Origin of the sequence: Klebsiella sp. EMBS2024, from assembly GCF_036233805.1 — a bacterium.
Lineage (GTDB): Bacteria > Pseudomonadota > Gammaproteobacteria > Enterobacterales > Enterobacteriaceae > Klebsiella > Klebsiella pneumoniae.
Genome location: NZ_JAZARW010000001.1, coordinates 3,190,650 through 3,213,064 on the forward strand (window position 1 = coordinate 3,190,650; position 22,415 = coordinate 3,213,064).

A 22,415-nucleotide genomic window follows, 5' to 3' on the forward strand; every position below is an offset into this window, starting at 1 on the left:
AGCCAGCATCAGCTGGCTTTTTTGCATTCAGGCAGGCGAATCACGCCTTGTTCTGACGCCACCATTCCGCCAGCAGGACGCCGGTCGCCACAGAGACGTTCAGGCTTTCAACGTTGCCGGTACCGTCGATGGCAACGCTGAGATCGGCGCTGGAAATCGCCGCATCGGACAGACCATCACGTTCCTGGCCTAACGCCAGCACCATTTTCTTCGGCAGCTCGGCTTTAAACAGCGGGGTACCATTATGGCTGGACGTTGAGACAATCGCGTAGCCCGCTTTGCGGAACTGATCGAGGGTATCGATAAAGCTGTCGCCAGTGATCGGTTCAACATGCTCCGCACCGCCCTCCGCCGTACGGATCGCCGCCCCGGACTCCAGCACGCCAGCATCCTGAACCACCACGCCCTTCACGCCAAAGTGCGCGCAGCTGCGCATGATCGCCCCGAGATTATGTGGGTTACCCACATCTTCCAGCGCCAGAACGCAATCTTCTTCCCCGGCCTTCGCGACCCATTGAGCAACAGAAGTGCCGTGGCGTTTTTTGATCAGGAAGCAGACGCCGCCGTGGTGCTCGGTGCCGGAGGCTTTCGCCAGCTCGGCTTCGTCCACCACGTGATAGGCCTTACGGTTGGCCGCCATCCAGCGCAGCGCCTCTTTAAAGCGCGGCGTCACGCTCTGAATAAACCAGGCGCGAACGATAGCTTCCGGACGGCTCTGGAACAGCGCCTGGCAGGCGTTTTCGCCATATACGCGGGTCTCTTCCGCACGCTGACGACGCAGCACTTCCGGATCGATAAAGCTCTTCCCGCTGATCCCGCCGTGATCTTCTTTTACCGGCGTCTCATCGCCAGGAGCGCGGGAAACGGTACGCCACGGAGACGCATCGTCGCGATGAAAATCATCGCGTTTGCGATCGTCACGCTTACGGTCGTCACGTTTGCGATCGTCGCCGCGGCTGTTTCGTTCGTCACGCGCAGGGCGGCTGCGGCCGTCAACACGAGATTTTCCTGGACGACCTCCCCCTTTCCCGGTACGTGGGTTATGGGTGCGTTTGTCAGAATCATCATCACTGCGGACATACATCACTTTGACCTTGCCGCTTTTATTTTTCAGTTCGTCGCTCATCAATTTTCTCCACCTGCGCTGCGCGAAGCGCGCAGATTACCCGATGTGCCATCGCTTCGCCATGATTTCGTTTAAAAGCCGGCCTCTATTGCACTCATCGAACAAAACGCATTGTCCTCAAATAACACTTCATCGATAATATGTAACATCACAGAAACATATCGGCCACGTGCCACGTTGCAACCCATAACCAGAGGTTAGTTATGAATACCGTTTGTGCCAGTTGTCAGGCTCTGAACCGCCTCCCGGACGATCGTAGCGCGGATGGCGCAAAGTGCGGACGCTGCGGTCACGATCTTTTTGACGGCGACGTCATCAACGCGACCGGGGCAACGCTGGATAAACTCTTGAAGGACGATCTGCCGGTCGTTGTCGATTTCTGGGCGCCATGGTGCGGACCCTGCCGTAGCTTCGCGCCGATCTTTGAAGACGTCGCGGAAGAGCGTAGCGGGAAGATGCGTTTTGTGAAAGTCAACACCGAAGCGGAACGTGAGCTTAGCGCCCGGTTTCGTATCCGCAGCATCCCGACCATTATGATGTTCAAAAATGGCGAAGTGATCGACATGCTCAATGGCGCAGTGCCAAAAGCGCCATTCGATAGCTGGCTTAACGAAGCCGGCCAACAATAACCCTTCCGGGGCACCGCTTGTGCCCCGTTTTCACCTCTGCGACAATAGCGTTTTTCACTAGCGACTCCCATGACTGATAACGCTGTCCTTCGCCTGCGCGCCGAACGTCTCGCGCGAGCTACCCGCCCTTTCCTTGCGCGCGGCAATCGCATCCGCCGCTGCCAGCGCTGTCTGCTGCCGCTCAAGCAGTGCCTGTGCGCCACGTTAACCTCAGCGCAGGCCGCCAGCCGCTTCTGCCTGGTGATGTTTGATACGGAACCGATGAAGCCCAGCAACACTGGCCGGCTCATCGCCGATATTCTGCCAGATACCGAAGCGTTTCAGTGGTCGCGTACCGAACCGCCGCAGGCGCTGCTCGATCTGGTCGCCCATCCTGATTATCAGCCCATGGTCGTATTTCCGGCCTCCTATGCCGGGCCGGATCGCCAGGTCCTGAGCGCGCCGCCGTCCGGTAAACCGCCGCTGTTTATCATGCTCGACGGCACCTGGACCGAAGCGCGCAAAATGTTCCGTAAGAGTCCTTATCTCGACGCGCTGCCGATTATCTCCGTCGATCTGTCGCGCATCTCTGCCTACCATCTGCGCGAGGCGCACGCCGACGGACAATATTGTACCGCGGAAGTGGCCATCGCCCTGCTGGATCTGGCGGGCGATGCCCCGGCCGCCGCTGCGCTTGGCGAGCACTTCACCCGCTTCCGGACCCGCTATCTGGCGGGAAAAACCCAGCATAAGGGCAGTATCACAGCGGGCCAGGTGGAAAACGTTTAAAATCATTCGGTCACTGGGATGAAAGGAGACCGGTATGAGCCAACGAGGCCTGGAAGCGCTGCTGCGACCAAAGTCCATCGCCGTTATTGGCGCATCAATGAAGCCGCAGCGCGCTGGCTATCTCATGATGCGCAACCTGTTAGCCGGCGGCTTCAATGGCCCGGTGATGCCGGTCACCCCCGCCTGGAAGGCGGTTCTTGGGGTACTGGCATGGCCTACCATCGAGAGCCTGCCGTTTACCCCGGATCTGGCGGTGCTCTGTACTAACGCCAGGCGTAATCTCGAATTGCTCGAAGCCTTAGGGCAAAAAGGCTGCAAGACCTGCATCATCCTCTCTTCGCAGCCGGAACAGTACCCGGCGCTGCTCGAATGCGCCGCGCGCTATCAGATGCGTCTGCTCGGCCCCAACAGTCTCGGACTGCTGGCCCCATGGCAAGGGCTGAACGCCAGCTTTTCACCGGTGCCGATCCATCGCGGTAAACTGGCCTTTATCTCGCAGTCGGCCGCCGTCTCCAATACTATCCTTGACTGGGCGCAACAGCGCGAGATGGGTTTTTCCTACTTCATCGCCCTGGGCGATAGCCTGGATATTGATGTCGATGACCTGCTGGACTTTCTGGCCCGCGACAGCAAGACCAGCGCCATTTTGCTGTACCTCGAGCATCTCAGCGACGCGCGCCGCTTTGTCTCCGCCGCGCGCAGCGCTTCGCGAAACAAACCTATCCTGGTGATTAAAAGCGGCCGTAGTCCGGCGGCGCAGAAGCTATTGCACGCCAATTCCGGGATGGACCCGGCATGGGATGCGGCCATTCAGCGCGCTGGTCTGCTGCGGGTGCAGGATACCCATGAGCTGTTCTCTGCGGTGGAAACGCTCAGCCACATGCGCCCGCTGCGCGGTGAAAAACTGATGATCGTCAGCAACGGTGCGGCGCCGGCGGCGCTGGCGCTGGATGAGCTTTGGTTGCGAAACGGTAAGCTGGCGGCTCTCAGCGAGGAGACGCGCGACGCCCTGCGCCAGGCGTTGCCGGTTGGCGTGGAGATCGCCAACCCGCTGGATCTACGCGATGACGCCAGTAGCGAACACTATCAGCGGGCGGTGAATGTTTTGCTCAACAGTCAGGACTATGACGCGCTGCTGGTGATCCACTCTCCCAGCGCCGCCGCGCCGGGCACCGAGAGTGCCCTGGCCCTGATTGACGCTCTGAAGCATCACCCGCGCGGTAAATATGTCACCGTACTGACCAACTGGTGCGGCGAATTTTCCTCTCAGGAAGCGCGACGTTTATTCAGCGATGCCGGCCTCCCTACCTACCGTACGCCGGAGGGCACGATCACCGCTTTTATGCATATGGTGGAATACCGTCGCAACCAGAAACAACTGCGCGAGACGCCGGTGCTACCAGACTCCTTAACCGCCAATACCAGCGAGGCGCATGCTCTGCTGCAGCAAGCGATAGAAGACGGCGCCACCACGCTGGATACTCACGAGGTCAGCCCGGTGCTTCGGGCCTATGGCATCCACACGCTGCCAACTTGGATTGCCGCTGACAGCGCGGAAGCGGTGCATATCGCTGAGCAGATAGGCTATCCGGTTGCGCTGAAGCTGCGTTCTCCGGATATCCCGCACAAATCAGAAGTACAGGGGGTCATGCTCTATTTGCGTACCGCCGCCGAGGTGCAGCAGGCTGCAGATGCGATGATCGATCGCGTCAAACTGGCCTGGCCCCAGGCGCGCATCCATGGATTGCTGGTGCAAAGCATGGCCAATCGCGCTGGCGCCCAGGAGCTAAGAGTAGTGGTTGAGCACGATCCCGTCTTCGGCCCGTTGATTATGCTGGGCGAGGGCGGCGTGGAGTGGCGGGCCGAGGACCAGGCCGCCGTGGCGCTGCCGCCGCTGAATATGAACCTGGCGCGTTATCTGGTGATCCAGGCGATCAAAAATAAGAAGATCCGCGGCCGCAGCGCCTTGCGCCCGCTGGATATCGCTGGCTTAAGCCAGCTGCTGGTTCAGGTCTCGAACCTGATCGTCGACTGCCCGGAGATCCAGCGCCTGGATATTCATCCCCTGCTCGCCTCCGGCAACGAGTTTACGGCGCTGGACGTTACCCTGGGGCTTGCTCCCTTCAGCGGCGACAGTGAAAGCCGTCTCGCTATTCGTCCCTATCCGCACCAACTGGAGGAGTGGGTGGTGATGAAAAATGGCGATCGCTGTCTGTTCCGGCCGATCCTCCCGGAAGATGAGCCACAGTTGCTCGCATTTATCGCCCAGGTCACCAAAGAAGATCTCTATTATCGCTATTTTAGTGAGATCAACGAATTTACCCATGACGACTTAGCCAATATGACCCAGATCGACTACGATCGAGAAATGGCGTTCGTTGCCGTCAGGACCAGCGCAGAGAAGAGCGAGATCCTCGGCGTGACGCGGGCGATCTCCGATCCCGATAATATTGACGCCGAGTTTGCCGTTCTGGTCCGTTCAGATTTAAAAGGGTTAGGCCTGGGGCGAAGGTTGCTGGAAAAGCTGATCGCCTATACGCAAAGCCATGGCCTGCGGCGCCTTAATGGTATTACGATGCCAAATAACCGAGGCATGATAGGCCTCGCCAGAAAGCTGGGATTCACCGTCGATATTCAGCTGGAAGATGGGATTGTCAGCCTGTCGCTGCCCCTGAATCAGGGATAATCGCGCGACGCTGACCGCAATTGTTGACCACATTAGCGGGTAGTAATGGTATTATTGCCCGCTTACGTCGTCTGCATGGTACAGAAGACCCTTCAATAAACAGAGAAGAAACGCACTGTGATGTTGTCAAAATTTAAGCGTAATAAACATCAACAACACCTTGCCCAACTCCCTAAGCTTTCTCAGTCAGTTGATGATGTAGAGTTCTTTTACGCCCCTGCGGAATTCAGGGAAGCGTTACTGACCCGGATTGCCCACGCCACTCAGCGTATATGCATTATTGCGCTCTATCTGGAGCAAGATGATGGCGGAAAAGGAATTTTGCAGGCCCTTTATGACGCCAAACGCCAGCGTCCGGAACTGGATGTCCGCGTTCTGGTGGACTGGCACCGCGCTCAGCGTGGCCGTATCGGCGCCGCCGCCTCTAATACCAATGCCGACTGGTATTGTCGGATGGCCAATGAAAATCCAGGGGTAGATATCCCCGTTTACGGCGTGCCGATTAACACTCGGGAGGCGCTCGGCGTTCTCCATTTCAAAGGCTTTATTATTGATGACTGCGTCCTCTACAGCGGCGCCAGCCTGAATGATGTTTATCTGCATCAGCATGATAAGTATCGCTATGATCGCTATCAGTGCATCCGTAACGGCAAAATGGCGGACATCATGTTCGACTGGGTCGACAACAATCTGGTTCAGGGGCGCGGCGTTAACCGTCTCGACAGACCGGATCGGCCAAAAAGCCCGGAAATCAAAAACGACATTCGCCAGTACCGTCAGGAGCTCCGCGACCGCAGCTACCATTTTGTCGGCACCGCTGGTGACGAAGAACTCTCCGTCACCCCGCTGGTAGGCCTGGGTAAATCGAGCCTGCTGAATAAAACCATCTTTCACCTGATGCCCTGTGCCGAACACAAGCTGACGATCTGCACCCCCTACTTCAACCTCCCTGCCGTACTGGTAAGAAATATCATCCAGCTGCTGCGCGACGGAAAACAGGTGGAGATTATTGTCGGCGATAAAACGGCTAACGATTTCTACATTCCTGAAGATCAGCCGTTTAAAATCATCGGCGCCCTTCCCTATCTGTATGAGATCAACCTGCGGCGTTTCCTCAGCCGGCTGCAGTATTATGTCAATACCGATCAGCTGATCGTCCGCCTGTGGAAGGATGATGATAACAGCTACCACCTGAAAGGCATGTGGGTTGACGATGAGTGGATGCTGCTCACTGGCAACAACCTGAACCCGCGCGCCTGGCGGCTCGATCTGGAAAACGCCATTCTGATCCACGATCCAAAGCGGCAGTTGGGGGCCATGCGGGAGAAAGAGCTGAAGCTCATCCGCACCCACACCACGGTAGTGAAACATTATCGGGATCTGCAAAGTATCGCCGACTATCCGGTGAAAGTGCGAAAACTGATCCGCCGCCTGCGGCGGATCCGCATTGACCGGCTGATCAGCCGTATTCTCTGACTATCAGCCCCGCCTCGACGGGGCTTTTTTCTGGAAGCGCTATGCGTACGATAATAGTGATTGCTTCGCTGCTGTTAACCGGCTGCAGCCACATGGCAAATGATGCATGGTCCGGTCAGGACAAAGCCCAGCATTTTCTGGCCTCAGCGATGCTCTCTGCCGCTGGCAATGAATATGCGCAACATCAGGGTTACAGCCGGGACCGCAGCGCCGCTATCGGCCTGATGTTTTCCGTCAGCCTTGGCGCCTCAAAAGAGCTTTGGGACAGCCGCCCGGCTGGGAGCGGCTGGAGCTGGAAGGATTTTGCCTGGGATGTCGCCGGCGCGACCACCGGCTACGCTGTATGGCAGTTGGCTCATCAGTAAGCGTTACAGACGCAACCCCTTCCCTTTGCGATGCAACATCAGGGAGACAAGGAAGGCAATGGCGGCCATCACCGTCACATACCAGTAGAACGCGTGCTCTATCCCTGCCGACTTAAGCGACAGCGCGACGTACTCCGCAGAGCCGCCGAACAATGCGTTCGCGACGGCATAGGACAACCCGACCCCAAGCGCGCGAACCTGAGCCGGGAACATCTCTGCTTTCAGGATGCCGCTGATCGAGGTATAGAAACTGACAATCAGTAAGGCGCAGATCACCAGGCCGAAGGCGGCATAGGGTGAGCTCACTTTTTGCAAGGCGCTGAGAATAGGCACGGTAAATAACGTCGCCAGCACGCCAAAACACAGCATGGAGGTCCGGCGGCCAACTTTATCCGAGAAGGCGCCGAATAGCGGCTGAACCAGCATATAAACGAACAGCGCCGCGGTCATGATCACGCTGGCGGTGCTGGCCGTCATGCCCGCCGTGTTGACCAGATACTTTTGCATATAGGTGGTGAAGGTGTAGAAGGTCAGCGATCCGGCGGCGGTAAAGCCTAACACCATCGCAAAGGCCCGGCGATTGCGCCACAACCCTTTAAATGAGCCAGCCTCTTTCAGCGCCCGGGTCTCCTGCTTCGAGGTTTCGTCCAGCTGGCGACGCAGCCACAGCGCGACGATAGCCAGTACCGCCCCGAGGGCAAAAGGAATACGCCATCCCCAGGCATGGAGATCTTCATCGCTAAGCACCTGCTGGAGCGCCACAACCACTAATACAGCCAGCAGTTGACCACCAATCAGCGTAACGTACTGGAAGGAGGCATAGAAGCCTTTCTTTCCCTCCACCGCGACTTCACTCATATAGGTCGCACTGGTGCCGTATTCTCCGCCAACAGACAGCCCCTGGAACAGACGCGCCAGCAGCAGCAGCGCCGGGGCCCAGGTGCCGATCACCGCATAACCCGGCAGACAGGCAATCACCAGTGAGCCAAAGCACATCATGCAGACCGAGATAAGCATGGACGTTTTACGTCCCCGGCGGTCAGCGATCCGACCAAACAGCCATCCACCGATAGGACGCATCAGAAATCCGGCGGCAAATACGCCTGCCGTTTGCAGCAGTTGGGTGGTGGTATTTCCGGATGGAAAGAAGATGTGCGCGAAATAGAGCGAGCAGAATGAGTAAACGTAAAAATCAAACCATTCAACCAGATTCCCCGAGGAAGCGCCAACAATTGCCCAAATACGACGACGGGTATCGGCCAGTTCCGGCGCGCCCCGTTCGGTAATGCTACTTTCTGTCATTGTTATATTGCTCCAGCAAAGACTGCAATCTGTCTTGTCGGGCGTACCACGTCACGCAGACAAATTAATTAGTAAACTAAATGTTATATAATTGTTATATTTTTATATGTGATTGGATTCACATTTTTTTTCGCAAGCACGGTTTTCGCGATCATCGCCAGCGCAGGGGCAGGGAAAAAGTGGATTATGGCGAAGGGATTGCCATGACGGGGTTTTATTTTGCGTTGAAAGGAGATAATGGAGCGAACATGGCGTAATTTTCGCCGGAGGCGGTGCTGCGCACTTTGTCCGGGGTACGGTTTTGTAGCCCCGGTAAGCGCAGCGCCACCGGGGNGACATNCCGGCACGCTGGCCGGACGACAGAAACGCAAAAAGCCCATCCGGCAGGATGGGCTCTTCACTTGTTTGATGCCTGGCAGTTCCCTACTCTCACATGGGGAGACCCCACACTACCATCGGCGCTACGGCGTTTCACTTCTGAGTTCGGCATGGGGTCAGGTGGGACCACCGCGCTAGTGCCGCCAGGCAAATTCTGTTTTATCAACACGTNTNACCNACGTATCGATTAATCTGTATCAGAGCTGAAAATTCTCTCAATCCGCCAAAACATCTTCGGCGTTGTAAGGTTAAGCCTCACGGTTCATTAGTACCGGTTAGCTCAACGCATCGCTGCGCTTACACACCCGGCCTATCAACGTCNTCGTCTTCAACGTTCCTTCAGGAGACTTAAAGTCTCAGGGAGAACTCATCTCGGGGCAAGTTTCGTGCTTAGATGCTTTCAGCACTTATCTCTTCCGCATTTAGCTACCGGGCAGTGCCATTGGCATGACAACCCGAACACCAGTGATGCGTCCACTCCGGTCCTCTCGTACTAGGAGCAGCCCCCCTCAATTCTCCAGCGCCCACGGCAGATAGGGACCGAACTGTCTCACGACGTTCTAAACCCAGCTCGCGTACCACTTTAAATGGCGAACAGCCATACCCTTGGGACCTACTTCAGCCCCAGGATGTGATGAGCCGACATCGAGGTGCCAAACACCGCCGTCGATATGAACTCTTGGGCGGTATCAGCCTGTTATCCCCGGAGTACCTTTTATCCGTTGAGCGATGGCCCTTCCATTCAGAACCACCGGATCACTATGACCTGCTTTCGCACCTGCTCGCGCCGTCACGCTCGCAGTCAAGCTAGCTTATGCCATTGCACTAACCTCCTGATGTCCGACCAGGATTAGCTAACCTTCGTGCTCCTCCGTTACGCTTTGGGAGGAGACCGCCCCAGTCAAACTACCCACCAGACACTGTCCGCAACCCCGGTCAGGGGCCAACGTTAGAACATCAAACATTAAAGGGTGGTATTTCAAGGTTGGCTCCACGCAGACTGGCGTCCACGCTTCAAAGCCTCCCACCTATCCTACACATCAAGGCTCAATGTTCAGTGTCAAGCTATAGTAAAGGTTCACGGGGTCTTTCCGTCTTGCCGCGGGTACACTGCATCTTCACAGCGAGTTCAATTTCACTGAGTCTCGGGTGGAGACAGCCTGGCCATCATTACGCCATTCGTGCAGGTCGGAACTTACCCGACAAGGAATTTCGCTACCTTAGGACCGTTATAGTTACGGCCGCCGTTTACCGGGGCTTCGATCAAGAGCTTCTCCTTACGGATAACCCCATCAATTAACCTTCCGGCACCGGGCAGGCGTCACACCGTATACGTCCACTTTCGTGTTTGCACAGTGCTGTGTTTTTAATAAACAGTTGCAGCCAGCTGGTATCTTCGACTGGTCTCAGCTCCATCCGCAGGGACTTCACCTACACACCAGCGTGCCTTCTCCCGAAGTTACGGCACCATTTTGCCTAGTTCCTTCACCCGAGTTCTCTCAAGCGCCTTGGTATTCTCTACCTGACCACCTGTGTCGGTTTGGGGTACGATTTGATGTTACCTGATGCTTAGAGGCTTTTCCTGGAAGCAGGGCATTTGTTACTTCAGCACCGTAGTGCCTCGTCATCACACCTCAGCCTTGATTATCCGGATTTGCCTGGACAACCAGCCTACATGCTTAAACCGGGACAACCGTCGCCCGGCTAACATAGCCTTCTCCGTCCCCCCTTCGCAGTAACACCAAGTACAGGAATATTAACCTGTTTCCCATCGACTACGCCTTTCGGCCTCGCCTTAGGGGTCGACTCACCCTGCCCCGATTAACGTTGGACAGGAACCCTTGGTCTTCCGGCGAGCGGGCTTTTCACCCGCTTTATCGTTACTTATGTCAGCATTCGCACTTCTGATACCTCCAGCATGCCTCACAGCACACCTTCGCAGGCTTACAGAACGCTCCCCTACCCAACAACACATAGTGTCGCTGCCGCAGCTTCGGTGCATGGTTTAGCCCCGTTACATCTTCCGCGCAGGCCGACTCGACCAGTGAGCTATTACGCTTTCTTTAAATGATGGCTGCTTCTAAGCCAACATCCTGGCTGTCTGTGCCTTCCCACATCGTTTCCCACTTAACCATGACTTTGGGACCTTAGCTGGCGGTCTGGGTTGTTTCCCTCTTCACGACGGACGTTAGCACCCGCCGTGTGTCTCCCGTGATAACATTCTTCGGTATTCGTAGTTTGCATCGGGTTGGTAAGTCGGGATGACCCCCTAGCCGAAACAGTGCTCTACCCCCGAAGATGAGTTCACGAGGCGCTACCTAAATAGCTTTCGGGGAGAACCAGCTATCTCCCGGTTTGATTGGCCTTTCACCCCCAGCCACAAGTCATCCGCTAATTTTTCAACATTAGTCGGTTCGGTCCTCCAGTTAGTGTTACCCAACCTTCAACCTGCCCATGGCTAGATCACCGGGTTTCGGGTCTATACCCTGCAACTTAACGCCCAGTTAAGACTCGGTTTCCCTGCGGCTCCCCTATACGGTTAACCTTGCTACAGAATATAAGTCGCTGACCCATTATACAAAAGGTACGCAGTCACACCCGAAGGTGCTCCCACTGCTTGTACGTACACGGTTTCAGGTTCTTTTTCACTCCCCTCGCCGGGGTTCTTTTCGCCTTTCCCTCACGGTACTGGTTCACTATCGGTCAGTCAGGAGTATTTAGCCTTGGAGGATGGTCCCCCCATATTCAGACAGGATACCACGTGTCCCGCCCTACTCTTCGAGTTCACAACCTGTGCATTTTGGTGTACGGGACTATCACCCTGTACCGTCGGACTTTCCAGACCGTTCCACTAACACACAAGCTGATTCAGACTCTGGGCTGCTCCCCGTTCGCTCGCCGCTACTGGGGGAATCTCGGTTGATTTCTTTTCCTCGGGGTACTTAGATGTTTCAGTTCCCCCGGTTCGCCTCGTTAACCTATGTATTCAGTTAACGATAGTGCAACGAATTGCACTGGGTTTCCCCATTCGGACATCGCCGGCTGTAACGGTTCATATCACCTTACCGACGCTTTTCGCAGATTAGCACGTCCTTCATCGCCTCTGACTGCCAGGGCATCCACCGTGTACGCTTAGTCGCTTAACCTCACAACCCGAAGATGTTTCACTTCTGATTGCGAAAATTTGAGAGACTCGAACACACTTAAACAGTGTGTCGTTTCAATTTTCAGCTTGATCCAGATTTTTAAAGAGCAAATATCTCAAACGTCACCCGAAGATGAGTTTTGAGATAGTTCGGCACGCGTCTTTCACTCACGAACCAGCAAGTGGCGTCCCCTAGGGGATTCGAACCCCTGTTACCGCCGTGAAAGGGCGGTGTCCTGGGCCTCTAGACGAAGGGGACACTGAAGTCTCAATCGCAAGACGCCTTGCTTCTCTACTTTCATCAGACAATCTGTGTGAGCACTACAAAGGCAGGTTCTTTAAGGTAAGGAGGTGATCCAACCGCAGGTTCCCCTACGGTTACCTTGTTACGACTTCACCCCAGTCATGAATCACAAAGTGGTAAGCGCCCTCCCGAAGGTTAAGCTACCTACTTCTTTTGCAACCCACTCCCATGGTGTGACGGGCGGTGTGTACAAGGCCCGGGAACGTATTCACCGTAGCATTCTGATCTACGATTACTAGCGATTCCGACTTCATGGAGTCGAGTTGCAGACTCCAATCCGGACTACGACATACTTTATGAGGTCCGCTTGCTCTCGCGAGGTCGCTTCTCTTTGTATATGCCATTGTAGCACGTGTGTAGCCCTGGTCGTAAGGGCCATGATGACTTGACGTCATCCCCACCTTCCTCCAGTTTATCACTGGCAGTCTCCTTTGAGTTCCCGGCCGAACCGCTGGCAACAAAGGATAAGGGTTGCGCTCGTTGCGGGACTTAACCCAACATTTCACAACACGAGCTGACGACAGCCATGCAGCACCTGTCTCACAGTTCCCGAAGGCACCAAAGCATCTCTGCTAAGTTCTGTGGATGTCAAGACCAGGTAAGGTTCTTCGCGTTGCATCGAATTAAACCACATGCTCCACCGCTTGTGCGGGCCCCCGTCAATTCATTTGAGTTTTAACCTTGCGGCCGTACTCCCCAGGCGGTCGATTTAACGCGTTAGCTCCGGAAGCCACGCCTCAAGGGCACAACCTCCAAATCGACATCGTTTACGGCGTGGACTACCAGGGTATCTAATCCTGTTTGCTCCCCACGCTTTCGCACCTGAGCGTCAGTCTTTGTCCAGGGGGCCGCCTTCGCCACCGGTATTCCTCCAGATCTCTACGCATTTCACCGCTACACCTGGAATTCTACCCCCCTCTACAAGACTCTAGCCTGCCAGTTTCGAATGCAGTTCCCAGGTTGAGCCCGGGGATTTCACATCCGACTTGACAGACCGCCTGCGTGCGCTTTACGCCCAGTAATTCCGATTAACGCTTGCACCCTCCGTATTACCGCGGCTGCTGGCACGGAGTTAGCCGGTGCTTCTTCTGCGGGTAACGTCAATCGCCAAGGTTATTAACCTTAACGCCTTCCTCCCCGCTGAAAGTGCTTTACAACCCGAAGGCCTTCTTCACACACGCGGCATGGCTGCATCAGGCTTGCGCCCATTGTGCAATATTCCCCACTGCTGCCTCCCGTAGGAGTCTGGACCGTGTCTCAGTTCCAGTGTGGCTGGTCATCCTCTCAGACCAGCTAGGGATCGTCGCCTAGGTGAGCCGTTACCCCACCTACTAGCTAATCCCATCTGGGCACATCTGATGGCATGAGGCCCGAAGGTCCCCCACTTTGGTCTTGCGACGTTATGCGGTATTAGCTACCGTTTCCAGTAGTTATCCCCCTCCATCAGGCAGTTTCCCAGACATTACTCACCCGTCCGCCGCTCGTCACCCGAGAGCAAGCTCTCTGTGCTACCGCTCGACTTGCATGTGTTAGGCCTGCCGCCAGCGTTCAATCTGAGCCATGATCAAACTCTTCAATTTAAGTTTGATGCTCAAAGAATTAAACTTCGTAATGAATTACGTGTTCACTCTTGAGACTTGGTATTCATTTTTCGTCCGAGGACGTTAAGAATCCATATCACTTTGAGTGCCCACACAGATTGTCTGATAAATTGTTAAAGAGCAGTTGCGACGCGCTTTAGCGCTCTGTCGCGAGGTCCCGTATAATACGTTTTCCTCATTCAGAGTCAAGCGCTTATTTTGCTTTTCTCTGTCGGCTTTCAACGTCGATTTCCGTCGTTGAGTCCTCCTGGCCCGGCGGCTTGTTTGCCGTTGTTCCGTGTCAGTGGAGGCGCATTATAGGGGGTAATTCTGAAGTGACAAGGATAAATTCAAAAAAAGAATTCAACCGCTCACTTTTCAACCAAATCAGGTATTGAGTTTTAATTCTTGCCTGGTTTTTAAACAAAAACGAGCCCGCTGGGCTCGTTTTTGTCGTTTTGTGATTTACTGCACTGCCACAATGCGGTCGTCTTTTACTACCAGCTCGATGGTTTTACCCGGAACCAGCTCACCGGAAAGGATCTGCTGGGCTAACGGGTTCTCAATCTGCTGCTGAATAGCACGTTTCAATGGCCGCGCGCCGTATACCGGATCGTAACCGTTGGCGCTCAGCAGCTTCAGCGCCTCATCGGACATCTGCACTTCATATCCGCGCTCTTCCAGACGTTTATACAGACGCTGCAGCTGGATCTGGGCAATAGAGGCAATATGTTTCTCGCCCAGCGGATGGAAGACCACCACTTCGTCGATACGGTTGATGAACTCCGGACGGAAGTTCTGGCTGACTACCCCCAGCACCAGGTCCTTCATATGTCCGTAGTCCAGCTCGCCGAACCGTTCCTGAATCAGATCGGAACCGAGGTTCGAGGTCATGATGACTACCGTATTACGGAAGTCGACCGTTCTCCCCTGCCCGTCGGTGAGACGCCCGTCGTCGAGTACCTGCAGCAGAATGTTGAACACATCCGGGTGCGCTTTTTCCACTTCATCCAGCAGGATGACGGAATAAGGACGACGGCGCACCGCCTCGGTCAGGTAACCGCCCTCTTCATAGCCGACGTATCCCGGAGGCGCACCGACCAGACGCGAGACGGAGTGTTTCTCCATAAACTCGGACATATCGATACGCACCATCGCGTCGTCGCTGTCGAACATAAAGTTAGCCAGCGTTTTACACAGCTCGGTTTTACCGACCCCGGTTGGACCGAGGAACAGGAACGAACCAATCGGCCGGTTCGGATCGGACAGCCCGGCGCGGCTGCGGCGAATGGCGTTGGATACCGCTTCAACCGCCTCATCCTGGCCAATCACCCGATGATGCAGCTCCTGCTCCATACGCAGCAGTTTGTCGCGCTCGCTTTCCATCATGCGGGAGACCGGGATACCGGTCCAGCGAGCCAGCACTTCGGCGATTTCAGCATCCGTCACTTTATTACGCAGCAGACGCATGGTTTTCCCTTCGGCCTGCGTGGCCGCCGCCAGCTGTTTCTCCAGTTCCGGAATTTTGCCGTACTGCAGCTCGGACATCCGCGCCAGATCGCCGACACGACGCGCCTGTTCGATAGCGATTTTCGCCTGTTCCAGCTCGGCTTTAATAGTCTGGGTGCCGGAGAGCGACGCTTTTTCCGCTTTCCACTCTTCTTCCAGCACCGAGTACTGCCGTTCTTTATCCGCCAGCTCCTCGTTGAGCATATCGAGACGCTTCAGGCTCGCCTCATCAGACTCTTTCTTCAGCGCCTGCTGTTCCAGTTTCAGCTGGATAATACGCCGATCGAGACGGTCCAGCTCTTCCGGTTTGGAGTCAATCTGCATACGGATGCTGGATGCCGCCTCATCGATGAGGTCGATGGCTTTATCCGGCAGCTGACGGTCGGCAATATAGCGATGCGATAAGGTCGCCGCCGCCACGATAGCCGGGTCAGTGATCTGCACGTGGTGGTGCAGCTCATAACGTTCTTTCAGACCGCGCAGAATCGCGATGGTATCTTCTACCGAAGGCTCGGCAACGAACACTTTCTGGAAGCGACGTTCCAGCGCGGCGTCTTTTTCGATGTACTGACGGTATTCATCAAGCGTCGTCGCCCCGACGCAGTGCAGTTCACCACGCGCCAGCGCCGGCTTCAGCATGTTACCCGCATCCATCGCGCCGTCGGCTTTACCAGCGCCAACCATGGTATGCAGTTCGTCGATAAACAGAATGACGTTACCTTCCTGTTTTGACAGGTCGGTCAGCACGCCTTTCAGACGCTCTTCAAACTCACCGCGGTATTTCGCCCCGGCCACCAGCGCCCCCATATCCAGCGCCAATACCCGACGGCCTTTCAGCCCTTCTGGTACTTCGCCGTTGACGATACGCTGCGCCAGGCCTTCGACGATTGCCGTTTTACCCACCCCGGGTTCACCGATCAGCACCGGGTTGTTTTTGGTACGACGCTGCAGTACCTGAATGGTACGGCGAATCTCTTCATCACGGCCGATCACCGGATCCAGCTTGCCCTGCTCGGCACGCTCGGTGAGATCGACGGTAAATTTCTTCAATGCCTGACGTTGGTCTTCGGCACCCTGATCGTTCACGCTTTCCCCTCCGCGCATTTGTTCAATCGCCTGAGTCACGTTGGCGGTTGTTGCTCCGGCGGATTTTAAAAGGTCGGTCAGCGTACCGCGCGATTCAAGCGCCGCCAGAACGAACAGTTCCGACGAAATAAAGTTGTCCTTTTTCTTTTGCGCCAGCTTGTCGCAAAGGTTGAGGATCCGCACTAAATCCTGAGAAGGTTGCACATCGCCGCCGGTGCCTTCCACCTGCGGTAAACGGCTCAAGGCCTGTTCGATGTCAGTGCGCAGTTTCCCGGCATTCACGCCCGCCGAGGTTAATAAAGGACGTACCGATCCCCCTTCCTGATTCAGCAAGGCGCTCATTAAATGAAGAGGTTCGATGAATTGGTTGTCGTGCCCGAGTGCGAGCGACTGGGCATCGGCAAGAGCAAGCTGGAATTTATTGGTAAGACGATCCAGACGCATAACTCCTCCCATAAACAGGTCAAATTTGCTACTGGAGATTAAATGAGGTCATCCCTCAATTATTCAAGGTTAAAGACCCGAACTATGTGAAAAATAAGTTTGCCTTCTGGATCGTCTTGATTCTCTAGGTTATATCAGCCAAATGAAACTTGCCATACGACCGGTGGTCTTGTCGCGCCGGTAAGAGAAAAAATCATCCTTTTCGCTTAGCGTGCAGCGATCGCCGCCGAAAATCTGCTCAACGCCGACGTTTGCCAGACGCTGCCGCGCCAGTTGGTAGATATCAGCAAAATATTTTTCGCCTGCCGGACGAAAAGCCCGGTGCGCATTCTCGTCCTTCGCCATAAAGGCATCCCGGACTTCCGGTCCCACCTCAAACGCCTGCGGACCGATGGCGGGCCCCAGCCACGCCATAATATTTTCGGCTTTATCGGCGAAACGAGCAACCGTCGCTTCCAGAACCCCTTCGCATAAGCCGCGCCATCCCGCGTGCGCCGCGGCGACTTCGGTGCCGTCGCGGTTACAGAACAGCACCGGCAGGCAGTCAGCGGTCATCACTGCGCAGACGGTCCCTGGCGTACGACTATAAGAGGCATCCGCGCGTTTCGACGGATAGGGTCCGCCGTCCAGCGTCAGAACCTCGGTGCCATGGACCTGCTCCAGCCAAACCGGGTAAGACGGCAAGCCGCCGGCGGCAAACATCCGCCGCCGGTTTTCTTCGACATCCTGCAGATTGTCGCCGCAATGGGCGCCCAGGTTGAGCGAGTCATAGGGCGGCAGACTCACACCGCCGATGCGGGTAGAACTACAGGCCGCCACGCTGCCGGGCATTGGCCACTGCGGTACAATCAGTTTCGTCATAACCAGTCAATATCGTCCTTATGGGCTTCAAAATCGGCGCGCATCGCCTCGATGAGCTCGACCATATCCTGCGGGATGGGCGCGTGCCACTCCATTTCAATGCCGGAGATCGGGTGATACAGGCGCAGCATGGTGGCATGCAGCGCCTGGCGGTCGAATTTACGCAGCGCGGTGATGAACTCCTCCGACGCGCCCTTCGGCGGACGCGGCCGGCCGCCATAGACCTGGTCACCCACCAGCGGATGGGTGATATGCGACATATGCACGCGGATCTGATGTGTACGACCGGTTTCCAGACGCAGACGCAGGCGGGTATGGATGCGGAAATGTTCCATAATGCGGTAGTGGGTCACCGCCGGTTTGCCCATCGGATGCACCGCCATATGGGTACGCTTGGTCGGGTGACGGCTGATCGGCTCTTCCACTGTGCCACCGGCGGTCATATGACCGATCGCCACCGCTTCGTATTCACGGGTGATCTCGCGCAGCTGCAGCGACTCCACCAGCCGGGTTTGCGCCGGAATGGTTTTCGCCACCACCATCAGACCGGTGGTGTCTTTATCCAGACGATGAACAATACCCGCGCGCGGCACATCGGCAATAGGCGGATAGTAGTGCAGCAGCGCATTCAGCACAGTACCGTCAGGGTTGCCCGCGCCAGGATGTACAACCAGATCGCGCGGTTTATTGATCACGATGATGTCATCATCTTCGTAAACGATATTGAGCGGAATATCCTGCGGCTGGAAGCGCGCCTCTTCTTCGATTTCCACATCGATAGCGATGCGTTCTCCCCCCAGCACTTTTTCTTTCGGTTTATCGCCAATGGTGCCATTGACTAATACGCGTTGGTCGAGGATCCATTCTTTTATCCGCGATCGCGAATAATCAGGGAACAATTCGGCCAAAGCCTGATCTAAGCGTTGACCGAGTTGATTTTCGGTCACCGTTGCGGTGAGTTGTACTCGTTGTGCCATATACAGCTTCTTCGTTTAACGTTGGGTTTTACGGCTTTGCCGTTTAATATAGTGTGCTATTGTAGCTGGTCTTAATCGGGAGCAGGAACAGAGATTCTCCCGCATAAACATTTTGAGGAAGTCAAAACGTCATGACGCGCATGAAATACCTGGTGGCAGCCGCCACACTGAGCCTGGCTTTGGTGGGTTGCTCCGGCTCTAAGGAAGAGGTGCCTGATAATCCGCCGAATGAAATCTACGCGACCGCCCAGCAAAAACTGCAGGACGGTAACTGGAAACAGGCGATAACGCAACTGGAAGCGTTGGATAATCGTTATCCATTCGGCCCTTATTCCCAACAGGTACAGCTGGATCTGATTTATGCGTATTATAAAAACGCCGATCTTCCTCTGGCTCAGGCGGCTATCGATCGCTTCATGCGTTTGAACCCCACCCATCCGAACATCGACTATGTCATCTATATGCGCGGCCTGACCAACATGGCCCTGGATGACAGCGCCCTGCAGGGCTTCTTCGGCGTTGATCGCTCCGACCGCGATCCGCAGCACGCGCGCGATGCCTTCAATGACTTCTCCAAACTGGTGCGTGGTTATCCGAACAGCCAGTACGCCACTGACGCCTATAAACGCATGGTGTTCCTGAAAGATCGTCTGGCCAAATATGAGCTGTCGGTCGTGGATTACTACACCGATCGTGGCGCATGGGTTGCCGTGGTTAACCGTGTGGAAGGGATGATGCGTAATTATCCGGATACCCAGGCCACCCGCGATGCCCTGCCGAAGATGGAAAACGCCTATCGTCAGATGCAAATGAACGCTCAGGCGGACAAAGTCGCGAAGATTATCGCCGCGAACAGCAAGAACACCTGAGCCTGACTCATCGATCGCAAACGGCAGCCACTGGCTGCCGTTTTTTTATANGTTTCCCGACGAGCTGAAGCGGTTTAGCGCCGGGTTAACTCATCAAATATGGCCTGCTTTATCGGGTTCGACAAGTAAAATCTCACTTCTTCCTGCCCTGTCTCACAAAATGAATTTGTTGACAAAAAGTGACAATAAAATGTGATTTAGATCACACATTTTGACATTGGGAAAGGTATGCTGGATTCACCAAGACGGGAAAGACAAGAGGTAAAATTTATGACAATGAACATTACCAGTAAACAAATGGAAATTACTCCGGCAATCCGCCAGCATGTCGCAGACCGTCTCGCCAAACTGGATAAGTGGCAAACTCATTTAATCAACCCGCACATCATTCTGTCTAAGGAGCCGCAGGGTTTTATCGCTGATGCAACCATCAACACGCCAAACGGCCATCTGGTTGCCAGTGCGCGTCATGAAGATATGTACGCCGCCATTAACGAATTGATCAACAAGCTGGAACGGCAGCTCAATAAAGTGCAACACAAAGGGGAAGCCCGCCGCGCCGCGACGTCGGTGAAAGAGGCAGGCTTTGTGGAAGAAGAAGAGTAATCCTTAACTTAAGTTGTGTCATGCCACGCGCCTTCGGGCGCGTTTTTTATTGACAGAGTGAAAACAGTACAGGTACTGTAATCCCCACTACCTAAAGGAATTTACCATGAAACTTGTCCCGTTCTTCTTCGCATTCTTTTTTACCTTCCCCTGACCGGGAGGCAATTCGTCGTATAAGAAAGAATGCGAAGACGAACAATAAGGCCTCCCACCCGGGAGGCCTTTTTTATTTGATAACAACAAAGGCAACATCTATGACCGAGGAAAACCCATTACTGGCGCTGCGCGATAAGATAAGCGCCCTGGACGAGAAGCTGCTTGCTTTGCTGGCGGAGCGCCGCGGACTGGCTGTTGAGGTTGGAAAAGCCAAACTGGCCTCCCATCGTCCGGTGCGTGATATTGACCGCGAACGCGATCTGCTGGAGCGCCTGATGACTATCGGCAAGCGCCATAATCTGGATGCGCACTATATCACCCGCCTGTTCCAGCTGATTATCGAAGACTCTGTTCTTACCCAGCAAACCCTGCTGCAGCAGCATCTGAATAAAATTAACCCGCATTCGGCCCGCGTGGCGTTCCTCGGTCCCAAGGGCTCTTACTCGCATCTGGCGGCGCGTCAGTACGCCGCTCGCCACTTTGAGCAGTTTATTGAGAGCGGCTGCGCGAAGTTCGCCGATATTTTTAATCAGGTAGAAACCGGCCAGGCCGATTACGCGGTGGTGCCGATTGAAAACACCAGCTCCGGCGGGATCAACGACGTCTACGATCTGCTGCAGCACACCAGCCTGTCGATCGTTGGCGAGCTAACGATCCCTATCGATCATTGCGTACTGGTGAGCACCTCGACGGATGCCGATAAAATTCAGACCGTTTACAGCCATCCGCAGCCGTTCCAGCAGTGCAGCCAGTACCTGAGCCGCTACCCGCACTGGAAGATTGAGTATACCGAGAGCACCTCGGCGGCAATGGAAAAAGTGGCGCAGGCGAACTCCCCGGCCGTCGCGGCCCTGGGTAGCGAAGCGGGCGGCGCTCTGTATGGTCTGCAGGTGCTGGAGCACTGCCAGGCCAACCAGACGCAGAACATCACGCGCTTCCTCGTCCTGGCGCGCAAAGCGGTGAACGTCTCCGATCAGGTGCCGGCCAAGACCACGCTGTTAATGGCGACCGGTCAGCAGGCGGGCGCCCTGGTGGAAGCCCTGCTGGTGCTGCGCAACCACAATCTGATCATGACCAAACTGGAATCCCGCCCGATCCACGGCAATCCCTGGGAAGAGATGTTTTATCTCGATATTCAGGCCAACCTGGATTCGCTGCCCATGCGCAAGGCGCTGAAGGAGCTGGCGGATATCACCCGCTCCATGAAGGTCCTCGGCTGCTACCCTAGCGAAAACGTGGTCCCGGTGGATCCGGTTTAACATTCGCGGAACGGTAATTTCTTCATCCCTGCCACCGCTACCGGCAGGGTGAAGATGGCGCCTGACAGCGGATACTGCGCCAGCTCATCGTCCTCCATGTTTTCCCGGGTGGTGGTGATATAGAGCGTTTTCATATCCGCCCCGCCGAAGCAGACCATCGTCGGGCAACGAACCGGCATCGGGTAGGATTCCAGCTCCTCGCCCTGCGGCGAGAAACGGGCGATCCGCCAGCCGTCAAACATTGCGCTCCAGTAACATCCCTCCACGTCGATCGCCGCCCCGTCAGGGATCCCTTCGCCAGGCTGAAAACGGCGAAAGACTTCGCGTCGGCCAGGCTCACCCTGCTCATCCAGCGGCGTACGGTAGATCACGGCGTTCGGCGTATCAGAGGTATACATCCAGCGCCGGTCGGCGCTAAAGGCCAGGCCATTGGCGCCATGGATGTCACACTGGATCACTTTCGGCTGCAGGTCGTTATCCACTCGCATCAGCAGCGCGCCGTTGTAATCCCCAGGCCCCCAGAAGGTACCGGCATAAAAGCGCCCATCGCGATCGGTCCCGCCGTCGTTAAACCGCGCCAGCTCCGGGTTGCTCGGGTTATCGCAGACTTTCCGCCGCAGCAGGCCGTGGGCGTCGGTCAGCCAGATGCCGCTGCGCAATGCCACGATAAACCCGCCCTTCTCGCGCAGGGCAAAACAGCCGACCTCCTCTGGAAACTGCAGCACCTGGTGTTCTCCGCTGCGGATATCGTAGCGGTGAATTTCACATTCCATGATATCAGCCCAGTAGAGGGCCTGTTCTGCCTCGCTCCAGGTCGGGCATTCCGGCAGGTATCCGGTGTAGTCAAACAGCGGTTGTGGTTCAGCCATCGTTGTCATCCCTATAAAAA

At 55.6% G+C, this 22,415-nt stretch carries 15 protein-coding genes, 1 tRNA gene, 3 rRNA genes and 1 other annotated feature; of the genes, 9 read left to right on the forward strand and 10 right to left on the reverse strand.

Features of this window, described 5'->3' with window-relative positions; genetic code table 11:
- Nucleotides 1–40: 40 nt before the first annotated feature.
- On the reverse strand, nt 41–1,126 hold the full coding sequence (locus tag VZP09_RS14705) for a tRNA/rRNA methyltransferase (RefSeq protein ID WP_002914089.1): 1,086 nt from the start codon (nt 1,124–1,126) through the stop codon (nt 41–43).
- Nucleotides 1,127–1,329: 203 nt separating this feature from the next.
- On the opposite strand from VZP09_RS14705, the gene trxC reads away from it, so the two are divergent.
- The 5 genes from trxC (at nt 1,330) to VZP09_RS14730 (ending at nt 7,050) form a co-directional block, all read left to right on the forward strand.
- A complete protein-coding gene (trxC, locus tag VZP09_RS14710; protein WP_002914091.1) occupies nt 1,330–1,755 on the forward strand; it encodes a thioredoxin TrxC in 426 nt (141 codons plus the stop codon).
- A 69-nt stretch (nt 1,756–1,824) separates the two neighbouring features.
- On the forward strand, nt 1,825–2,523 hold the full coding sequence (tapT, locus tag VZP09_RS14715) for a tRNA-uridine aminocarboxypropyltransferase (protein WP_002914092.1): 699 nt from the start codon (nt 1,825–1,827) through the stop codon (nt 2,521–2,523).
- 34 nt (nt 2,524–2,557) lie between these two features.
- Entirely contained in the window at nt 2,558–5,209 is a 2,652-nt protein-coding gene (locus tag VZP09_RS14720) for a bifunctional acetate--CoA ligase family protein/GNAT family N-acetyltransferase (RefSeq protein ID WP_015958811.1), read from the forward strand.
- Between the two features lie 120 nt (nt 5,210–5,329).
- A complete protein-coding gene (gene pssA / locus VZP09_RS14725; protein ID WP_004180947.1) occupies nt 5,330–6,685 on the forward strand; it encodes a CDP-diacylglycerol--serine O-phosphatidyltransferase in 1,356 nt (451 codons plus the stop codon).
- Nucleotides 6,686–6,726: 41 nt separating this feature from the next.
- Nucleotides 6,727–7,050, forward strand: a complete 324-nt coding sequence (locus VZP09_RS14730) for a YfiM family lipoprotein (protein WP_002914095.1) — start codon at nt 6,727–6,729, stop codon at nt 7,048–7,050.
- Nucleotides 7,051–7,053: 3 nt separating this feature from the next.
- On the opposite strand, the gene VZP09_RS14735 is transcribed toward VZP09_RS14730, so the two are convergent.
- The 8 genes from VZP09_RS14735 to rluD form a co-directional block, all read right to left on the reverse strand.
- Entirely contained in the window at nt 7,054–8,352 is a 1,299-nt protein-coding gene (locus tag VZP09_RS14735; RefSeq protein ID WP_004144368.1) for an MFS transporter, read from the reverse strand.
- Between the two features lie 410 nt (nt 8,353–8,762).
- A 5S ribosomal RNA gene (rrf, locus tag VZP09_RS14740) occupies nt 8,763–8,878 on the reverse strand.
- 96 nt (nt 8,879–8,974) lie between these two features.
- Nucleotides 8,975–11,876: ribosomal RNA gene (locus VZP09_RS14745) — 23S ribosomal RNA — on the reverse strand.
- Nucleotides 11,877–12,058: 182 nt separating this feature from the next.
- A tRNA-Glu gene (locus VZP09_RS14750) sits at nt 12,059–12,134 on the reverse strand.
- 85 nt (nt 12,135–12,219) lie between these two features.
- Nucleotides 12,220–13,759: ribosomal RNA gene (locus tag VZP09_RS14755) — 16S ribosomal RNA — on the reverse strand.
- The 16S, 23S and 5S rRNA genes sit together here with 1 tRNA gene alongside, the layout of an rRNA operon.
- 465 nt (nt 13,760–14,224) lie before the next feature.
- Nucleotides 14,225–16,798 carry an ATP-dependent chaperone ClpB gene (gene clpB / locus VZP09_RS14760; protein ID WP_004890358.1) on the reverse strand — a complete coding sequence of 858 codons (2,574 nt, stop codon included), beginning with the start codon at nt 16,796–16,798 and terminating at the stop codon, nt 14,225–14,227.
- Nucleotides 16,799–16,927: 129 nt separating this feature from the next.
- A complete protein-coding gene (yfiH, locus tag VZP09_RS14765; protein WP_004212956.1) occupies nt 16,928–17,659 on the reverse strand; it encodes a purine nucleoside phosphorylase YfiH in 732 nt (243 codons plus the stop codon).
- Nucleotides 17,656–18,636 carry a 23S rRNA pseudouridine(1911/1915/1917) synthase RluD gene (rluD, locus tag VZP09_RS14770; protein WP_002914110.1) on the reverse strand — a complete coding sequence of 327 codons (981 nt, stop codon included), beginning with the start codon at nt 18,634–18,636 and terminating at the stop codon, nt 17,656–17,658. Before rluD ends, yfiH begins: the two co-directional genes overlap by 4 nt.
- 131 nt (nt 18,637–18,767) lie before the next feature.
- Between rluD and bamD the strand changes: the two genes are divergently transcribed.
- The 4 genes from bamD to pheA all read left to right on the forward strand — a co-directional run bounded on the left by bamD (nt 18,768) and on the right by pheA (nt 21,526).
- Nucleotides 18,768–19,505, forward strand: coding sequence for an outer membrane protein assembly factor BamD (gene bamD / locus VZP09_RS14775; RefSeq protein ID WP_004145664.1), 738 nt, complete (start codon nt 18,768–18,770; stop codon nt 19,503–19,505).
- A gap of 270 nt (nt 19,506–19,775) precedes the next feature.
- The gene (raiA, locus tag VZP09_RS14780) at nt 19,776–20,111 is read left to right on the forward strand and encodes a ribosome-associated translation inhibitor RaiA (RefSeq protein ID WP_002914111.1); all 336 of its coding nucleotides are present in this window, start codon (nt 19,776–19,778) and stop codon (nt 20,109–20,111) included.
- 105 nt (nt 20,112–20,216) lie between these two features.
- Nucleotides 20,217–20,341 (forward strand) — a sequence feature (Phe leader region).
- On the forward strand, nt 20,218–20,265 hold the full coding sequence (pheL, locus tag VZP09_RS14785) for a pheA operon leader peptide PheL (protein WP_100250063.1): 48 nt from the start codon (nt 20,218–20,220) through the stop codon (nt 20,263–20,265). (Overlaps the previous feature by 48 nt.)
- 24 nt (nt 20,342–20,365) lie before the next feature.
- Nucleotides 20,366–21,526 (forward strand): bifunctional chorismate mutase/prephenate dehydratase, encoded by a 1,161-nt coding sequence (gene pheA / locus VZP09_RS14790; protein ID WP_004150975.1) that lies wholly within the window; start codon nt 20,366–20,368, stop codon nt 21,524–21,526.
- On the opposite strand, the gene VZP09_RS14795 is transcribed toward pheA, so the two are convergent.
- Nucleotides 21,523–22,395 carry an SMP-30/gluconolactonase/LRE family protein gene (locus VZP09_RS14795; RefSeq protein ID WP_004174805.1) on the reverse strand — a complete coding sequence of 291 codons (873 nt, stop codon included), beginning with the start codon at nt 22,393–22,395 and terminating at the stop codon, nt 21,523–21,525. The two genes, pheA and VZP09_RS14795, sit on opposite strands and share 4 nt — an antisense overlap.
- Between the last annotated feature and the right edge of the window lie 20 nt (nt 22,396–22,415).

Bases quoted from the DNA above. Each gene is read 5' to 3' on its own strand.
- VZP09_RS14705 (WP_002914089.1), bottom strand. From the start codon at position 1,126: ATGAGCGACGAACTGAAAAATAAAAGCGGCAAGGTCAAAGTGATGTAT.
- trxC (WP_002914091.1), top strand. From the start codon at position 1,330: ATGAATACCGTTTGTGCCAGTTGTCAGGCTCTGAACCGCCTCCCGGAC.
- tapT (WP_002914092.1), top strand. From the start codon at position 1,825: ATGACTGATAACGCTGTCCTTCGCCTGCGCGCCGAACGTCTCGCGCGA.
- VZP09_RS14720 (WP_015958811.1), top strand. From the start codon at position 2,558: ATGAGCCAACGAGGCCTGGAAGCGCTGCTGCGACCAAAGTCCATCGCC.
- pssA (WP_004180947.1), top strand. From the start codon at position 5,330: ATGTTGTCAAAATTTAAGCGTAATAAACATCAACAACACCTTGCCCAA.
- VZP09_RS14730 (WP_002914095.1), top strand. From the start codon at position 6,727: ATGCGTACGATAATAGTGATTGCTTCGCTGCTGTTAACCGGCTGCAGC.
- VZP09_RS14735 (WP_004144368.1), bottom strand. From the start codon at position 8,352: ATGACAGAAAGTAGCATTACCGAACGGGGCGCGCCGGAACTGGCCGAT.
- clpB (WP_004890358.1), bottom strand. From the start codon at position 16,798: ATGCGTCTGGATCGTCTTACCAATAAATTCCAGCTTGCTCTTGCCGAT.
- yfiH (WP_004212956.1), bottom strand. From the start codon at position 17,659: ATGACGAAACTGATTGTACCGCAGTGGCCAATGCCCGGCAGCGTGGCG.
- rluD (WP_002914110.1), bottom strand. From the start codon at position 18,636: ATGGCACAACGAGTACAACTCACCGCAACGGTGACCGAAAATCAACTC.
- bamD (WP_004145664.1), top strand. From the start codon at position 18,768: ATGACGCGCATGAAATACCTGGTGGCAGCCGCCACACTGAGCCTGGCT.
- raiA (WP_002914111.1), top strand. From the start codon at position 19,776: ATGACAATGAACATTACCAGTAAACAAATGGAAATTACTCCGGCAATC.
- pheA (WP_004150975.1), top strand. From the start codon at position 20,366: ATGACCGAGGAAAACCCATTACTGGCGCTGCGCGATAAGATAAGCGCC.
- VZP09_RS14795 (WP_004174805.1), bottom strand. From the start codon at position 22,395: ATGGCTGAACCACAACCGCTGTTTGACTACACCGGATACCTGCCGGAA.